Annotated in this window: 12 protein-coding genes; 9 read left to right on the top strand and 3 right to left on the bottom strand. The window is 39.1% G+C overall.

Annotated features, from left to right (window positions below):
- The first annotated feature begins 6 nt into the window (after nt 1–6).
- The gene (locus ESZ36_RS03435) at nt 7–3,165 is read left to right on the top strand and encodes an efflux RND transporter permease subunit (RefSeq protein WP_146783611.1); all 3,159 of its coding nucleotides are present in this window, start codon (nt 7–9) and stop codon (nt 3,163–3,165) included.
- A gap of 108 nt (nt 3,166–3,273) precedes the next feature.
- Here the strand turns inward: ESZ36_RS03435 and ESZ36_RS03430 are convergent, their stop codons facing one another.
- Nucleotides 3,274–4,443: a cyclic di-GMP phosphodiesterase gene (locus tag ESZ36_RS03430; protein WP_146783608.1), complete on the bottom strand. Its 1,170-nt coding sequence runs from the start codon at nt 4,441–4,443 to the stop codon at nt 3,274–3,276.
- Nucleotides 4,444–4,718: 275 nt separating this feature from the next.
- Between ESZ36_RS03430 and ESZ36_RS03425 the strand changes: the two genes are divergently transcribed.
- From ESZ36_RS03425 to ESZ36_RS03410, 4 genes are all read left to right on the top strand, one after another.
- Nucleotides 4,719–5,354, top strand: coding sequence for a tetratricopeptide repeat protein (locus ESZ36_RS03425; protein ID WP_146783605.1), 636 nt, complete (start codon nt 4,719–4,721; stop codon nt 5,352–5,354).
- Between the two features lie 341 nt (nt 5,355–5,695).
- Nucleotides 5,696–8,152: a ribonuclease R gene (rnr, locus tag ESZ36_RS03420; RefSeq protein WP_146783603.1), complete on the top strand. Its 2,457-nt coding sequence runs from the start codon at nt 5,696–5,698 to the stop codon at nt 8,150–8,152.
- Between the two features lie 106 nt (nt 8,153–8,258).
- Nucleotides 8,259–9,014: a 23S rRNA (guanosine(2251)-2'-O)-methyltransferase RlmB gene (gene rlmB, locus ESZ36_RS03415; RefSeq protein WP_146783600.1), complete on the top strand. Its 756-nt coding sequence runs from the start codon at nt 8,259–8,261 to the stop codon at nt 9,012–9,014.
- Nucleotides 9,015–9,061: 47 nt separating this feature from the next.
- A complete protein-coding gene (locus ESZ36_RS03410) occupies nt 9,062–10,351 on the top strand; it encodes a YdgA family protein (RefSeq protein ID WP_146783597.1) in 1,290 nt (429 codons plus the stop codon).
- 142 nt (nt 10,352–10,493) lie between these two features.
- On the opposite strand, the gene ESZ36_RS03405 is transcribed toward ESZ36_RS03410, so the two are convergent.
- Nucleotides 10,494–11,462: a class 1 fructose-bisphosphatase gene (locus ESZ36_RS03405; RefSeq protein ID WP_146783594.1), complete on the bottom strand. Its 969-nt coding sequence runs from the start codon at nt 11,460–11,462 to the stop codon at nt 10,494–10,496.
- A 210-nt stretch (nt 11,463–11,672) separates the two neighbouring features.
- Nucleotides 11,673–12,590 carry a DMT family transporter gene (locus ESZ36_RS03400; RefSeq protein WP_146783592.1) on the bottom strand — a complete coding sequence of 306 codons (918 nt, stop codon included), beginning with the start codon at nt 12,588–12,590 and terminating at the stop codon, nt 11,673–11,675.
- 211 nt (nt 12,591–12,801) lie between these two features.
- Between ESZ36_RS03400 and ESZ36_RS03395 the strand changes: the two genes are divergently transcribed.
- The 4 genes from ESZ36_RS03395 to ESZ36_RS03380 are packed head-to-tail and all read left to right on the top strand — an operon-like array spanning nt 12,802 to nt 18,223.
- Nucleotides 12,802–14,277 (top strand): aminotransferase-like domain-containing protein, encoded by a 1,476-nt coding sequence (locus tag ESZ36_RS03395; protein ID WP_146783589.1) that lies wholly within the window; start codon nt 12,802–12,804, stop codon nt 14,275–14,277.
- On the top strand, nt 14,274–15,530 hold the full coding sequence (locus ESZ36_RS03390; protein ID WP_146783587.1) for a multidrug effflux MFS transporter: 1,257 nt from the start codon (nt 14,274–14,276) through the stop codon (nt 15,528–15,530). The genes ESZ36_RS03395 and ESZ36_RS03390 overlap by 4 nt, the downstream gene beginning before the upstream one ends.
- A 20-nt stretch (nt 15,531–15,550) precedes the next feature.
- On the top strand, nt 15,551–16,207 hold the full coding sequence (gene elbB, locus ESZ36_RS03385) for an isoprenoid biosynthesis glyoxalase ElbB (protein ID WP_146783583.1): 657 nt from the start codon (nt 15,551–15,553) through the stop codon (nt 16,205–16,207).
- A 12-nt stretch (nt 16,208–16,219) separates the two neighbouring features.
- Nucleotides 16,220–18,223: a glycoside hydrolase family 3 protein gene (locus ESZ36_RS03380; protein ID WP_246129001.1), complete on the top strand. Its 2,004-nt coding sequence runs from the start codon at nt 16,220–16,222 to the stop codon at nt 18,221–18,223.
- Nucleotides 18,224–18,259 lie beyond the last annotated feature (36 nt).

The raw sequence follows: 18,259 nt of genomic DNA, 5'->3' as shown, positions 1-18,259 counted from the left end.
GCTATTATGTTAACGCTTATTGAAGCCGCATTGACACGTACTCGCTCTGTTTTGATGCTATTTGTACTACTACTTATTTCTGGCGCAGTGACTTATAACAACATTGCTAAAGAAGCCAATCCTGATATTACCATTCCAATTATTTATGTTTCTATGATTCATGATGGTATTTCTCCTGAAGATGCTGAGCGTATGCTCGTGAGGCCGATGGAAAATGAGCTTAAATCTATCGCGGGCATTAAAGAAATGCGTTCGAATGCAGGAGAAGGACACGCCTCTGTTACGTTAGAATTTATTGCTGGACTTGATCCTAAAGAAGCACTTGCCGATGTGCGTGATAAAGTGACTTTAGCCAAAGCTAAATTACCCAATGAGACTGAAGAGCCGGTGGTAAATGAAGTCACCATGGCTAACCAAGAAGCAGCACTAACGGTTGTGTTATCTGGGGCTGTTACTGAGCGAGGTTTGATAACAATAGCGCGGAATGTCAAAGACAAAATTGAAGGCATGCAAGAAGTGCTAGAAGTTGAGATCGGCGGTGATCGTGAAGATATGGTTGAAATTATTGTTGACCCTTTATTAATGGAAAGTTACGGACTTGACCAAACTGACATTTATAATCTTGTAGAGCGAAACAATCGCTTAGTACCAGCAGGTACAATGGATACTGGCAAAGGACGTTTTGCCATCAAAGTGCCTTCTGTTTTTGAAAATATTCAAGACTTACTTGAACTGCCTATTAAGGTTGATGGCGATCGCGTTATTACCTTTCAAGATGTCTCAACGGTGCGTCGTGCTTATAAAGATCCCACCAGCTTTGCCCGATTAAATGGTCATCGTTCTGTATCGATAGAAGTCAAAAAGCGTTCTGGTGAGAACCTGATTGAAACGGTTGATAAAGTTAAAGAAATTGTTAATGAAAGCCGTGTTAAATGGCCACAACAAGTCAAAGTAGATTATGTCGGTGATCAATCAATAGAAATTAAAAATACGCTGACAGATTTGCAAAACAATGTTTTTTCAGCGGTATTATTGGTCGTTATTGTCATTATTGCGGCTCTAGGTGGTCGCACCGCTTTATTGGTAGGTTTAGCTATTCCAGGGGCTTTTTTAACGGGAATATTAGTTATAGCCCTAGCAGGAATGACAGTAAATATTGTTGTGCTATTTGGCCTAATCATGGCTGTAGGCATGCTCGTAGATGGGGCGATCGTTGTCACCGAGTTTGCAGACAGACAGATGAATGAAGGTCATAGCAAAGCTGTTGCTTATGGTACCGCAGCTCGTCGTATGGCATGGCCGATTATTGCTTCAACGGCGACAACATTAGCAGCCTTTGCGCCATTGATGTTTTGGCCAGGTATCATGGGTGAGTTTATGAAGTACTTACCTTTTACCCTCATCGCAGTGTTATCAGCCTCCTTAGCAATGGCCCTCATTTTTGTGCCCACTTTAGGCGCTGTTTTAGGTAAAGCTCGGGTTGTCAGCAGTAAAGAACAGCAACAAATAGAACATACTGAAGCAGGAGAATTCAATAAGTTATCAGGTTTTACTGGTCGTTATATTCGTGTGCTGACAACGGCAATTAGACATCCTTGGAAAATAGTTGCAGGCACCTTTGCTATCTCTTTTGTGGTGATGTGGCTCTATGGCGCATCAGGTCTTGGCGTGAGCTTCTTTCCTGAGGTTGAGCCACAAAGTGCAACTATGGTGGTGCGCTCCCATGGCGATTTATCCATCAAAGAAAAAGACGTGATTATGCGTTCTATAGAAGCACGTATTTTACCGCTAGAGGAAATTGAAACCTTATATACTCGCACGGGTGGTAATAACCAAATAGGCACCTTTAAATTAAACTTTGTTGATTGGCAGATAAGACGTTCAGCGGATGACATAGTAGCCAATATTCACGAGTTAACGGATGACTTAGCCGGCGTTGAAATTGAAGTGAGAAAAAATGAAAACGGTCCGCAAAGTGGAAAAGATCTTAAACTTGAATTAAGCTCGCGTTTTCCTGGAGAACTAGATAAATCGGTGAAAATTATACGTGATGCATTGGAAGCATCTGGAAAATTTACCGACATAGAGGATACTGGCGCTAAACCAGGCATAGAATGGCAGCTCATTATTGATCGAAACAAAGCGGCTACGTATGGCGCTGATGCCGCGTTAGTTGGCTCAAGTGTGCAAATGGTTACTAACGGTTTAAAGCTTGGTGAATATCGCCCTGACGATGTTGATGATGAGCTGGATATTCGTGTTCGCTTTCCTGAAGAAAAACGTAATATAAGTCGACTAGACTCACTACGTTTAAAGACAACGTCAGGTTTAGTGCCTGTTGGCAGTTTTGTCGAGCGAAGAGCCGCACCTAAAGTTGATACTATTCGTCGTGTTGATGCTAAGCGAGTTGTTACGGTGCAGGCGAACTTAATTGCCGGTGCTCAACTACTGAATGAATTACCTATTTTGCAAGAGCAGTTACCGACACTTGGGTTACACCCGTCAGTGGATATTGATGTTAAGGGACAGAATGAGGATCAACAGGAATCTCAAGCGTTTTTAGTTAACGCCTTTGCTATCGCTCTCTTTGTAATGGCAATGATTTTAGTGACTCAATTCAATAGCTTTTATCAAGCACTATTGATTTTAAGTGCCGTCATATTCTCAACCGTTGGCGTATTTTTAGCACTGTTATTAGTTCAAAAACCGTTTGGCATCGTTATGGGCGGAATTGGTGTTATCTCATTAGCGGGAATTGTGGTGAATAACAATATAGTACTGATTGATACCTACAATGTTTTACGTAAAGAAGGCTACCCTGTGGTTGAGGCAGTTTTACGAACGGGCGCGCAGCGTTTACGGCCTGTTCTGTTAACCACAATAACCACCATTTTGGGTTTGCTGCCTATGGTATTACAGGTAAACTTAGATTTCTTTGAACGTACTATTGTCTTTGGTGCACCGTCAACACAGTGGTGGACACAGCTAGCAACGGCTATTGCTGGCGGTTTAGCTTTTGCTACGGTATTAACCTTAGTATTAACACCATGTTTATTGGTATTAAGGGATAAGCGTAAAGAAGATAAACAGGCAAAGGCAACAATCATTCTGCAAAAAGAAGCTAATCAAGTTAAGCAAGTTAAAGAAGTCAGTAGCGCTGCTTAGCTATTTGCTTAGTGTAACTTTCAATGCTTGGGTAACATATAACACGACGAGATTTTTCTCTCGTTGAGTTATACGTTTTCATATAACAATCATCTCTTATTAGAAAGTCTAACCTTCCATTAGCAACATTTCGACAATTTGCTTCATATCAAGGTCGAACTCTTCTGCCCTGACACCTTTTACAATTGAATCTTCACTGTCTGATAAATCAATTTCTTGTTTGTTGAGAAATTGATTTAGCTTGACGCTGTAAAAGGAGTGAACTTGTGGATTAATGGGATCTTTATCATTGCGTTCCTGCACCAATGCTAATTTATTTGATTTTAATTGCACCAATGAGCCAACAGGAAATACCCCGACACATTTGATAAATTGGTCAACCAACCTTGATTCTAACTGCCCTTGTTTTGCCAATTCTCGCAAAATGCTAAAAGCTTTACCGTGGGCATAACCTTCTTTATAAACACGTGTAGCGGTTAATGCATCAAAAATATCGCAAATGGCAATCATGCGACCATATTGGCTGATATCTTCACCTTCTACTTGAAAAGGATAGCCACTCCCATCAAGCTTTTCATGGTGTAAGGCTGCTACCTCGAGGCTAAGTGCACTGATGCCAGCCGTTTTTTTAATGATATCTATGGAATGATTTGCATGGGTTTTCATGATGGTAAATTCATCATCGGTCAATTTACCGGGCTTATTGAGGATTTTATCAGGTATTTTTATTTTACCAATATCATGAAGGAATGCCCCAATAGATAGTTGCTCGATAATGTGTCTCTCTAGGCCTAAATAGCGAGAAAAAATGGTGATATAAACAGAAACTGCAACAGAGTGTTCTAAAAGGTATTCATCTTTCTCTCGAATATTTAACATACAGGCAAGTGAGTCAGGGCTGTTAAATATTGCATCGATTGATTTATTTGTGACTTCCACTACGGGTGATAAGTCTAAGCAACTACCACTAAGTGCATCATGAAATAACTTCTTTTGAATGGATTTAGATTGGTCAAAAATTGCTTTTGCGTGCTTAAGTTCTTTGTTTTTAACAATTGAGGGGGCGTCTAAAATGACGATTTCCTCGGGGCTACTAGGCAGTAATGTTTTGCTATCATCAATTAGAACACGATAAACATTTTTGCTTTTGAGACGATTAATAACTGCTTTGCTTTTGATGTGTCCAGCGGCAGTTAACGAAAAGCAATCCTCTTGCTGAATAATCTTTACCACATAATGGCCTACGGTTAACTCAGAAAGCTCTTTTTCAATTAGCATATCAATCGCCGTGTTTAATAAATTATGGAGGAGTTATTATTTTTAAAACTCACTGAAATACGCTATTCGTAAATTGATACTATTAGTAAGTCCCTTATTATACGCTAAATAATAATGATAATAGTAAATTTCCAATTTGAATTAATAATAGTCTCAAAACACTATGTTGGCGCCAAAATTGCTTTACTATGGTTATATTATTTAAATAAATTTCATAGATGCAGTTTGCTTGCCGATACAGAGAAGTCAGCTGATTTAGCCTAGTTAGGATTTTTATGCGTATATTATTTTTCTTTGTTCTCTCTGTTATATTTTTGTTTTCCAGTTCTTCAGCATTGGCTATGAAGAAAAACTTGCAAGCCGTTCAGATTTATACCGATAATCAATTGCTTGATTTAATTAAAAACAACAAGCATTTAAGTCAAGTAGTGCTCGATGAATGCCAATTAGTACAAGATATTGAAGCGCGAGCGAATAAATCCAAAATGCCCTCATATCAATTTTTGTGGGGAGATATGTTGGCTTATGGTGTTTGTGTAAAAAAAGACATTCCGCTAGGACTTCATTATATGCATTTAGCCGCTGATCAGGGCTTAGCAGAAGGTTTGGAGCAGTTAGGTCGTTATTACCATATAGGTAAATTTATGCAGGTGGATATTGACCGCGCCATTGTTTATTTAAAAACCGCAGCAACTTTAAATAACTTAGCTGCACAGATGCGACTTGCTGATATATATGAGCAAGGCTATGGTAGCCCGTTAGACTACCCTGCGCTATATTCTCAATTACATCACTCTTTAACTGATGACAAGGTAATACACAAAAAAATCAGTGGCTTACTATCTGGTCTTGCCAGTAAAATGCCCAATAAAGTCATAGAAGAAGCGAAAAGAACCAGTTATACAAATTAAGCCAAAGCGTTAGCGTAGTAAATAATACCAATTCTAATAGGTATGTTCCCACTCAGCGAGATTTAAAAGGCTTAGAGGCAAGGCATTGATTGATGAGAATGGTTACTCCCTTGTCGAAATCAATAACGCAGATTATTAGACTTATAAACTCGTCCTTTGGAAGCTTGTCAGCACTTCAATAATCGCACAGAATTCCTTTAATATAGAATGACTATATATAAAAAATTCTACTTATTCTTAAACCGCTGACAAGCTCTGCGAGGGAAGTAACTTAATAGACTTGGTATAATAACTTTATGGTATACTGACAAGTAGTTATCCTTAAATACTGACCCATTATAGTGACCTATAACGATCCACACGCTAAACGCGAAGCCAAAAAATATGAAAAGCCAGTCGCCTCACGCGAATTATTGCTATCAATCATCGAAAAATGCTCGCCACCACCAAGTTTTAATAGCTTGGTCAAAACACTAAAGTATGATGAAGAATATCAACTTATTGGTTTGAAGCGTCGTTTACGTGCGATGGAAAACAGTGGTCAGTTGATCTTTAATAAATTCAAACAATACGCACTGCCGGAAAAAAATAGCCTGCTAAGCGGCAAAGTTATTGGCCATCGTGACGGTTTTGGTTTCTTTTCTCCTGATGACTCATCTATTACCGATAAAAGAGGTAAAGATTTTTATATTTCATCCCACGAAATGCAGCGTGTCTTTCATGGTGATATCGTGCAAGCCATTTTGGTTGACCGTACCGATCGTAAAGGCCGAAAAGAAGTCAAAATACTGGAAGTTATAGAACCAAGAAAAGCACCTATAGTTGGTCGATTATATATTGATCATCATGTTTGCTCTGTTGTTTCAGAAGACAGTAAAATTAAACAAGAAGTGTTGATTGACACGCAAACAAAAATGGGTGCTAGACACGGCCAAATGGTCGTCGTTGAATTGGTACAAAGGCCGACCAAACGATCTCATGCTATTGGTAAAGTGATTGAAGTTTTAGGAGATCATCTTGCTCCTGGAATGGAAATAGAGATAGCATTGCGCGCCCATGACTTACCCCATCAATTTCCTCATGCGGTACAAGCTGAAGTGGCGAGTATTGCTGATGAAGTGGAAGAGTCATCTAAATTACCACGTAAAGACTTACGTGACTTACCATTGGTTACTATCGATGGCGATGATGCTAGAGATTTTGATGATGCTGTTTATTGTGAACCAAAAAAATCAGGTGGTTGGCGTTTATGGGTTGCAATCGCTGATGTAAGTTATTACGTTCAGCACGGCACAGCTTTAGATGATGAAGCGATATCACGTGGTAACTCGGTGTATTTTCCTAGCCAAGTTATCCCTATGTTGCCAGAGAAACTTTCAAATGGCTTATGTTCACTTAACCCCGACGTAGATCGCTTATGTATGGTGTGTGAAATGACCATTAGCGCTACCGGAAAACTATCAGGTAGTAAGTTCTACCCCGCAGTAATGCGTTCTCATGCCCGTTTTACTTACACCAAAGTCGCTGCGATTCTCGAAGGTGATGAAGCACTTTGTCAAGAGTACCAAACTTTAGTTCCTGATTTAAAAAATCTTGAACACATGTATCATGCGCTAACCGATGCTCGCCTAAAACGTGGTGCTATCGCCTTTGAAACACAAGAATCTATTTTTATCTTTAATGAAGATAAAAAAATTGCCAGTGTCGAAGCGCTTATCCGTAATGATGCCCATAAAATCATTGAAGAATGTATGATTATGGCCAATGTTGCGACGGCCAAATTTATTGAAAAACATGAAAAGCCAGGCTTGTTCCGTGTTCATGATAAACCGAGTGAAGATAAGTACCGTAACTTTGTTACTTATTTAAATGAACTTGGTTTGTCATTGCCTTCTAAAGAAGCACCGGAGCCAAGAGATTATGGTGATATTTTAGCTAAAGTTGCAGGTCGACCTGATCAAGAGCTTATTCAAACCATGTTGTTACGCTCAATGCGCCAAGCTGTCTATCAAAGTGACAATGAAGGCCATTTTGGTTTAGCGCTACCATCTTATAGTCATTTCACCTCACCAATTCGTCGCTATCCTGATTTAGTGGTGCATCGAGTGATCAAAGCTATTTTAGAAAAAGAAGCTAAAAACGAAGCCAATGAAGGCAGCTATGAATATTCCTTAGAGGAAGTTATTGAGCTGGGTGAGCATTGTTCCATGACAGAGAGACGCGCTGATGAAGCAACTCGCGATGTTGCTGATTGGCTCAAATGTGAGTTTATGCAGGACCATGTTGGTGATAACTTTACCGGTGTTATTTCAACAGTGACTAACTTTGGTATGTTTGTTCGTTTACAAGATTTACATATTGAAGGTCTAGTTCATATCACTTCTCTTGGTCGTGATTTCTATCATTTTGATGATGTACGTATGTGCCTAACCGGTGAAAATAGTGGTAAAAAGTACCGTGTTGGTGATGAAATTCGAGTGCAAGTTGCCGCGGTAAACCTTGACGAAAAGAAAATTGACTTACGACTTGAAGGCTCTGAAGCGGAAGAAAGCCAAGGCAAGCCTAAAGGTAAATCGAAAGGCGAATCTAAAGGAAAAGGCACTAGACGCTCAACGTCAAAGTCAGTTGAGGGTAAACCAGAAACTAAGACTGGGACTCAAGCAACTACCGCTAAAAAAGACAAACCTAAAAGCAAGTCTAAAGACAAGCCAAAAGAAAAAAGCAAAGCGAAAAAGCGCAGTGCACGTAAAAAACGCCCAGGAAAAAATGCCCGTAAAGGTACGGCAAATAGTGCTTAAGTAATAGTTATACCCGCTCCACTTGAAGATGCAGGATTCAGCTTTAAGTCGCTTGGGTATAAACATGGCTTATTAGCCTCGTTGTTTATATAAATAGAGAAAGATCATGGCGAAAAATGAAGAGTTAGTTTTTGGTATTCATGCAGTTAATTCCTTAATTAACGCAGCACCTGAGCGTTTTATTGAAATATGGTTATTAAAAGGTCGTGAAGATGATCGCATAATGCCAATCATTAATTTATCAAGAAAATACGGTATCGGTACACAATTGGCGAGTCGTAAAGCGCTTGATGAAAAAAGCGAAGGTGAGCAACATCAAGGCGTTATAGCTCGTGTAAGACCTGGAAAAAGTTATACAGAAAATGATATTGATGACATCATTATTGCCGCAGAAAAAAAAGGCGTTCCACCATTCTTTCTTATTTTAGATGGTGTTACTGACCCACATAATCTAGGTGCTTGTTTACGTAACGCTGATGCTGCTGGTGTACAAGCCATTATTGTACCAAAAGATAATGCCGCACAAATTACGCCTACTGTTCGTAAAGTTGCGGTAGGAGCGGTTGAAAGTGTGCCTTTAGTACAAGTAACTAATTTATCAAGAACGATGAAGCAGCTTCAAAAACAAGGTGTATGGATTGTTGGTACAGCAGGAGAGACAGATACTTGTTTGTATGATGTAAAACTTTCTGGACCTATGGCACTTGTTATGGGCGCCGAAGGTAAAGGGATGCGCAGATTAACCCGTGAAAACTGTGATCAACTAGTGAAGCTGCCTATGGCAGGTACTGTTTCTAGTTTGAACGTATCAGTGGCAACAGGCGTCTGTTTGTTTGAAATGGTACGCCAACGTTCAATTTGATAATGGATAATTGAACTTAAAAATTATTTTAAAAGGGAATTTTAATAATGAAAAAAATATATATCGCTATAGTTTTAATCTTGGCTAGTTTGCTAATTGCGCCAAAATTTATTGGCTCTATGGTTGAAACAGAACGTCAACGAGTACTTGCAAAACTTAATGAAACGGATGGTATCACCTTAACAACCAGTCAATATACCGGTGGTTGGTTCGGTGCTGATGTCGTGTCAGAAATGAAAATAGCCTTGAAAGATAATAGCATCAATGAGGTGACTATTATCGTAGAAGAAGATCTCTCTTTTGGTCCTGTCATTATTACAGAACAAAATTGGCATCTTGGTTTAGGCTATTCAAGGGTGAAATTTAAGTTTACAGCGCTTGAGCTGGATGAAAGCATAGTTGATATTATCAACGAAAAACTGCATGTTGGTGCATTACTAAGCTTTAGTAAAGAAGTTACCACCTTCATTAATACTGATAAAATAAGTTATCAAGATGTCGATAGCGTGATTGTATCTGAACCATCTTCTGCGCAATTTACCTTAATTAATAATGAGCATATCAGTGGTGACTTTTCTTGGGGAGGTCTCGACGTTAAAGGACAGGATGAACGCCTTGTCATTGGAGCCGTCGGTATGTCTACTAAGCAAAAAATTGTGAGCGGTGATTATCTCGCAGGAACGGCAATCTTAACAGGCAATGCCACTTTTACAGTCGCAGGCCTAAATGTTTATAACGATAACAGTAAAGTTTTTTCTGTAGATGGAGCCGCTTTAACTAGTGAGGTTTCATTAGAGAATGATTTATTAGCGCTTGCGTTAAACTATCAAGCGAAAGAAATTAGCGCTTCAGGACAATACTTTAAAGAGCCGAACGTAGCGATATTGTTAGCTAATATTGATGTCCATGCTTTGCAAGAGTTAAACACGACTATGGCTAACTTGTCTGTGAATGCTTCAGGTCAATATGACTCTGAAGAAAGCCTAAAAGCGCTATCAGCAGTTGCAGAAAAAATACTCGCCAAAGATCCCAATTTGAAAATAACAGATTTAAGTGTTGTTACTGATGAAGGGAAGATCGCTAGTGAATTTAACTTTAATATTAACAAAGATTTATTTGATAGTGCTGATTTGAATTCAATGGCCTTAATTAAGGCGTTAGAAGCTGATGCTAAAGGTAAAGCACCAATGGCATTCCTAAGCAAATTAGGCATGGCTCCTATGGTGGATAACTTTGTTAAGGAAGGTTACTTAAACCGACAAGATAATGATATTACAGTTGAAGCCAAATATGTTCAAAGTCAACTAACTGTTAATGGAAAAGCATTTCAGTTATAACTTTTCAAAGTCTAACTAAACTGATTTATTTCAGTTAAAAAATTTAGTCATAACATTGTAATTAATGAATAAAAAAAAAGGCTTATTGTTTTAAACAATAAGCCTTTTTTATAAAATAAATTTATTCAGAAAAAATTTAAGCTTACTTATAGTAGCTTAAACATTTCTCAACTTCATTTTTAGAGCCCATAATAACTTCAACACGTTGATGGATGCTATCTGGTTCTATATCCATAATACGGCCTTCACTGGTCATTGCTAAACCACCCGCTTGCTCAAGTAAAAATGCCATTGGATTAGCTTCATACATTAAACGTAGTTTGTATGGTTGCTCAGGCTTTCTGCTATCGGCAGGGTAAGTGAAAATACCACCACGACATAAAACACGATGAATATCACCCACCATGGCAGCTATCCAACGCATATTGAAGTTTTTCTCACGTGGACCGGTATCACCTGCAAGTAAATCACCAATGTAATTTTGCATAGGAGCCTGCCAAAAACGCTGGTTAGACATATTGACGGCAAACTCTTGTGTATCAACAGGAACTTGTACATTACGCTCTACTAATAAGAAACCGCCATGGGTTCTGTCTAATACATAAAAGTGCGTACCACTGCCTGTAGTCATCACTAACATAGTTGATGGACCATAAAGTACATAACCAGCACATACTTGTTTATCACCCGCTTGCTTGAACATGTCATCATCACCAGCAGCAATATCTTTAGGCGCTTCATGAATAGAAAAAATAGTTCCAATCAATGAATTGATGTCTATGTTAGAGCTACCATCGAGGGGATCAAAAGAAACAATATATTTTCCATTTTCATCACCAGCAACTGAGTGATCTTCTTCTTCTGATGAAATCGCTTTAACGAAACCAGACTCAAGTAAAATATCTTTGAATAATTCATTGGCAACCACATCTAATTGTTTTTGAACTTCGCCTTGAATGTTTTCATCAAGAGTTGAGCCCATCACGTCACCTAAGTGGCCTTGGCTAACACGAAATGAAATCTCTTTCGTTGCAGCTAAAATAGTTTTTATTAATGAAATTAAATCAAGAGGTACATTGTCTTGACGTAAAGCTGGGGCTAGTCGTTGCATTAGGTTACCTAAATTACTTTAAAGTTGATTGGGTTGGTTCGAATTAGTATGGTTATTAATCTGCTTGCCAGTATGCTGGGCAATTTTTGTCTATTCATATCCGCGTAATAAGTTGTGTCATAATTAAAAGCGACGCGCATATTATAGCAAGTTTGTGCTTTGTTTTAACATGGTTAACGCGATTAATTTAACCCTATTTTTTGGGTATTGTTATGCTTTACTTGTTTTTAAATGCGTAATACCAAAGCGTTTTAGCATACCCGGCTTGGCTAGTACCACTAAGTTACCCGCTAACATCAAGCTTAAGCCTATAAAAGTATAGCTATCCCAGATAAAACCTTCGAAGAAACTTGAAAGAACTACCGCGACTGCGGGAAACATAATCGTGGCGTAAGAGGCTTTATGTGCGCCGATACGAGCTAATAATGTTAAATAACAGCCAAAAGCAATAACAGAACCGAATATTGATAAGTACAGCAATGAGCTGATGTACTCAAAGGTATAAGAAAAATTAAAGGTTTGTCCCTGAACAAATGCAACCACAAACATAAATATGCTGCCGTACATCATGCCCCAGGCTGTGGCGGGTAGCACCGGCATTTTGTCGTGCTGATTTTTAATAGAAATCATGTTGCCGGTTGAAGCGAACATTACGCCAATTAGACAAAAACCTAAGCCCAGTAAAGTACTGTCACCAAAATGCACATTACTTATTTGTGGCCAAAACAAAGTAACAATACCCATTAAACCAAGCGCGCCACCGTAATATACTTGGCTCGAAATGCGAGTTTTAAACCAAACTCGTGCATTAAGAATATTAACCATCATCAAAGTGGAAAATGCAATGCTGGTCAATGCTGAGTTAATATGAGTTTGTGCGTTATAAAGTAAATAATAATTAAAGCCGAACAAAGTTAAACCAAAAGCAAATAGTTGCACATGTTGTTTGGCTGAAAACTTCAGTGGTAATTTCTTGAAACGACAATAAGCGAACATAACTAAAGCAGCTAAACCAAATCGGTAAACAAGAGATACTTCAGCGGCGACTTCACCTAATTGGTAATTAATAGCAATCCAAGTTGACCCCCAGATGATGACGGTAATTACGTATAAAAGAGTATTGTTCATTAATTTTGCCACTCCATAAGTAGGACTTATACCCGTTCCACTTGAAGATACATCGCTCAGACTTCCTGAAACGAGCATCTTCAAGTGGAGCGGGTATATAGGATAAGCGTGACATTGTAATGATATTTTGATTTAATAACATATACAAAAATATAAAAATGTAACCTATACAGTTAGTGTTGGTATTCAAGGCGCTTACTCTGAGAAATAAATGAAATTATTAGATAAAAGTTCCTCGGCATATTTATATCAACAAGTAATTGATTTTATTGAACACCAAAAGAAAATAGGTGCGTTACACCCTGGTGATAAACTCCCTAGTTTACGTAAACTAAGTCGCCAGTTTGATATAAGTGTACCAACGGTTAAGCAGGCTTATATTGAATTAGAACGACAAGGACAAGTTTGTGCAAAGCCACAATCAGGCTACTACTTACAAGCAATGCAAGCACGCACGCTTAAGCCAAGACCTGCAAAATGGGCGCAATGCGCTCCTGTAGAAGTACAAGGTCGCAGTATGATTGAACAAGTTCATGCGGCGGTGCATTTACCTAATACGGTTGCTCTTGGTATTTCAAATCCAATTCAAGCACATCCACCTGATAAAGCCCTTGCCAGATTAATGCGCTCAGTCTTAAGTAAGGTCTCAGAAAAGGCGGTAAGTTATGGCCCAGTAACTGGCGATGCCAAATTACGCATGCAATTGGCATTTCGTTATCAAGACCAAGGTGTTGAGATAAATCCTGATGATATTGTCATCACTAATGGTGCGCAAGAAGCACTCTCTATTGCCCTGCAATGTGTAGCGAAACGCGGTGATATTATTGCTATTGAATCACCGTGCTTTTTTGGAATTATCGAGCTGATTGAAACATTAGGTATGAAAGCACTTGAAGTTTATACCTGTACAGAAGACGGTGTATGTGTCGAAGATTTAGCTGAGGCTATTAATCAGCATGACATCACTGCCTGTTTGTTTTCAACGGCGATAAATAACCCATTAGGTTCAATGAAAACGGATGAACAGCGTCAAGCGATGGTTTCTCTATTAGAGCAACATGATATTCCATTAATTGAAGATGAGGTTTATAGCGAAATATATTTTACCGATAACAAGCCAAAACCTGCTCAATTGTATTCTGAGAAAGGACTAGTGATGACCTGCTCTTCGTTTTCCAAAACAGCGGCACCTGGCTACCGCATAGGTTGGCTATTACCAGGTAAGTTCGAAGAACAAGCAAAACGTATTAAGCGGGCACAATCGGCCTCGACACCTATGTTGCAGCAATGGACCTTAAATGAGTACTTACTGAGTGGGGATTACGATCGCCATCTTTGCGTACTACGAAAGACACTTACATATAACTGTGAGCGTATGCGGGCGTTAATCGCCGAACATTTCCCACAAGAAGTCTGTATTTCAAAACCTTTAGGGGGCAGTGTGCTATGGCTACGTTGTCAATCACATGTAAAAACGGGTGAGTTTTTTCAACAGGCATTGGCACAAGGGGTTAGCTTTGCCCCTGGGGCAATTTTTTCTCCATCAGGAAAGTATCAAAATTACATGCGAGTAAGTTATGGCGTGCAATGGGGTGAGGATGTTGAAACGGCCGTTAAGGTATTAGGTCAATTGGTATACGAATACACGGGCAAGCAAAAAGCAGCACAATTGTTGGAAGAGAAATGACAGCATTAAACAAAAAAACATCAGATAAAGAAGTCTCGGGCAATAATACACCATCAGCGCAGCTTAAAGTTTCTTTAAAGTTATTATTACCTTTATTAGCATCAATATTAGCTGTTTCTCCCTTAGCAGTAGATATGTATTTACCCGCTATGCCAACGTTAGCTGAGCATTTAAATACACCCATGAGCATGGTGCAAAATAGCTTAAGCATTTATTTATTGGGTTATGCACTTGGTTTAATATTATTTGGTCCTATGGCAGATAAACACCCTCGTCGAAACCTTGTGCTGCTGGGAATAGGAGGATTCTTTATCGCCAGTCTACTATTACCCTTTGTAAGTAATATAGAACAATTTCTTACCGTTAGATTCTTTCAAGCTTTTGTAAGCAGTGCGGCAACAGTCGTTGTTCCGGGTGCAGTACGTGAGTATTACGGTAAGGATACTGCGAAAGGGCTTTCGTATGTCAGCATGATCATGATGTTAGCGCCTATGATAGCGCCGAGCATAGGCAGCATGCTGTTATTGGCACATAGCTGGCAGCTTATCTTTTATGTATTAGCCGCTTACAGTCTCATTGTACTGGTACTGGTCAGCTACTATTTACCTAATGCGAGTGATGTGGCCTTGCCAGAAGGACCAGTGGTTAAAAAAATTGAGATGAGTTTTATACAGCGCTATAAAATTGTATTAAGCAATGCTGAAGCACGACTAGATATCATTTCATCAATGATGATAGCACTGGCTTTTTTTACTTATATTACCGCCATTCCCTTTGTCTATTTAACCATTTTTGAAGTATCAGAATATACTTTTAGCTTATTGTTCGCTTTAAATATTTTAGCGTTAATGATGGCGCATTTTACTAATACACGATTTGTTGTACGTAAAGGCTCAAGGACGATGTTGCGCTTTGGTTTAACGCTAGCAACGATGGCAGCAACGGCATTGATGTTGGTGAATGTATTGGCATTACCATTAATTTATACTGTTGTGGCTATTTTTCCTCTTATGGGAAGTATTTCTATGGTAGCAGTAAACAGTGACGCCTTAATTTTAACTAAATTCCCCGCACATTCAGGGACAGTTACGGCGGTTATTGGTACCCTTCGTTGGGGAATATGCGCGTTAGCTGGACCAATTTTAGCGTTCTTTTATGATGGTAGTGCGAAGCCGTTTGCTTTGTTAATGTTCTTTGCTGTGCTGGTAGTATTAAGCTGTCAGCTAATGATATGGTTTAACAATAAAAAATAGTTAAAAAGAAAGGATTAAAAATGAAAAATATAGCAGTTATTCTAAGCGGCTGTGGTGTCTATGATGGCAGTGAAATTCAAGAAGCTGTCATTACATTACTCGCGATATCACAGCAGGGTGCTACTTATCGTTGCTTTGCACCGAATATAGCTCAACACCATGTTATTAATCATCTTACGGGTGAAGTGAGCGAAGATGAAAGCCGCAATGTACTTGTTGAGGCTGCGCGCATTGGTCGTGGCGATGTAGAAGATTTAATAGAACTGAATGAAAAAGAATTTGATGCCATCATCTTTGTTGGTGGTTTTGGCGCAGCAAAGAACTTAAGTAGTTTTGCGTTAGACAATGATAATTATAGTGTTAACGAACAGGTATTAACCGCAGCTAAAGCTTTTGCTAAAGTAGAAAAACCAGCAGGTTTTATGTGTATTGCCCCTGCCTTATTACCGATGATTTATCCAGCAGGCGTAAAAGGAACTATTGGCAAAGATAACGCAACGGCGAAATTAATTTCAGCAAAAGGTTTAACGCATATTGATTGTGATGTTGCAGACGTAGTCGTTGATGAAGCACATAAAATAGTGACAACACCAGCCTATATGCTTGCTGAATCGATCAGTGAAGTGGCAGTAGGTATTAATAAACTAGTAAAATATGTTCTTGCTTTTAGTAAGTAGGTTTTGTCTTTGATGAAGAATCGACCGAACTACTTAACGAGTACTTTCCTCGGTAAATTATCGAGTAATAAGCGAACTTACTTAGTGCCAAGTGCACTAATAATCATGGTTTCAATTGCGCTTAGCGCTTGTCAAAGTCAGGCAACCGAAAAAAATATGACCAATAATTCTACTAGTACTACAACATTCACTCAATTTGAGCGAAAAATAGCCCAAAGAATGTCTCTCGATATTCGATACTTTTGTTCGGATATAAATGGTAAAGCCAGTGTGCCAACATCAAAACATTGCCGACTAGCAGTGACTGAACTACCCGAAGAACTTGCGCAGATGATAAAAACCAGTAATGTCGGTGGTATCGTATTGTTTGCTGAAAATGTGCAAGAGATAGCACAAGTGGTTAAGCTAACCCATGATATTCAGCGTGCGGCAGTAAAGTCAGAACAAGGAAACCCTTTGATTATCTCAATAGATCAAGAGGGTGGTCGAGTAGCTCGTTTTGCTAAAATGACTGGTTTTGCTGGAAATATGGCCATTGGCGCTAGCTACCCTGAGCATGGTACTCACTTTGCTACACAAGTTAATGCAGTTATTGCTAAAGAGCTGAAAGCCTTAGGTATCAATAATAACTATGCCCCTGTCGTTGACGTAAATACCAATGTTGAAAACCCCGTGATTAATACACGATCTTTTGGTGAGTCCGCTGCCCAAGTTGCCGAACTTGGTGCTAGCGCAGTAACAGCTATTCAGGCTCAAGGCGTGATGGCGACATTGAAGCATTTTCCTGGTCATGGAGATACGCACGTTGATAGTCACTTAGGTTTACCACGCGTTGATCATGGCAGGGCGACTATAGATAAGGTTGATCTTGCTCCTTTTGCTTGGGCAATTGAGCACGCTAAGCCAGCCATGATCATGACGGCTCATATTCAATACCCAACGCTAGATAACAGTTTATTTGTCAGTAAAAGTGGCGATAAACTTATTCGTCCAGCTACCATGTCCCGTAAAATTTTAACTACATTGTTAAGAGAAGAAATGGAGTTTGATGGCCTTATTGCGACGGATGCCCTTGATATGGCTGGTGTAACTCACTTTTTTACTGACGTTGAGGCTGTGGTTGAAACCTTTGTGGCAGGTGCAGATCTTGCGGTGATGCCTTTTAAGGTTCGGACACCAAATGATATTGACAATTTTTATCACTTTATTAAAGACGTCGCGATAGCCCTAACAACGCGCATAAAGCAGGGTGATTATCAGTTAACTGAATTTGAACAATCTATTGCGAGATTAAACCGATATAAGCAGCAATATATTGAAGTAGCCAATGAATCAGTAGCACAACAACTGTTATCGGCTAACGCTTTAATTGCCAATACAAAACACATTAATACTGAGCAAGCGCTTGCCAATGCCGCCATAACATTATTGAAAAATAACCAGTTGTTACCTCTTACTGTAGCAGGCATTAAACGATTACATTTTGTGATCTCAAATGAGCAAGAACTCGCGGCGTTAACTTATGCGACCAATAAGGTATTAGCAAAAATATTGCCAGCAAGTGAAGTTGAAAAAATTAGTATTAGTCACTTCCTCGCCGGTAACACCGAGTCGGATAAAAAAATGGAGTTGCTGCTAAGTGAAGCGGATGTAGTCATTGCTACTGTTGATATTAAAACCGCAAGTTTAGTAGATTTAGGCGGAATGGATGATTTAACGCCAAGTTATGGTAGCGCTGCTCAGCAACAGAAAAAACTGACATACGCAACGTTATTAAAGCAGCAATTAACAGTAGCGCGTAAGTTAAGAACACCCTCAATTCTTATTGCTAAAGGCTCACCCTTTTTAATAAATGAGTACAGTGAACTCGCCGATAGTGTGTTGCTAAACTTTGACGATAGAATTTATGAAAATGAAAATAAGCAAAGTATAAGCCCAGGGTTTAATGCCAGCATGGCGGTTGTTTTCAATGAAAAGAAGGCGCTAGGTAAGCTACCAGTAACGTTAAAAAAGTAACTTATTTACATTAATAAATAAAAAAAAGCGGCACAA

Origin of the sequence: Colwellia demingiae, assembly GCF_007954275.1 — a bacterium.
In the GTDB taxonomy this organism is placed as follows: domain Bacteria; phylum Pseudomonadota; class Gammaproteobacteria; order Enterobacterales; family Alteromonadaceae; genus Colwellia; species Colwellia demingiae.
This window is presented reverse-complemented; position numbering and strand designations above follow the sequence as displayed.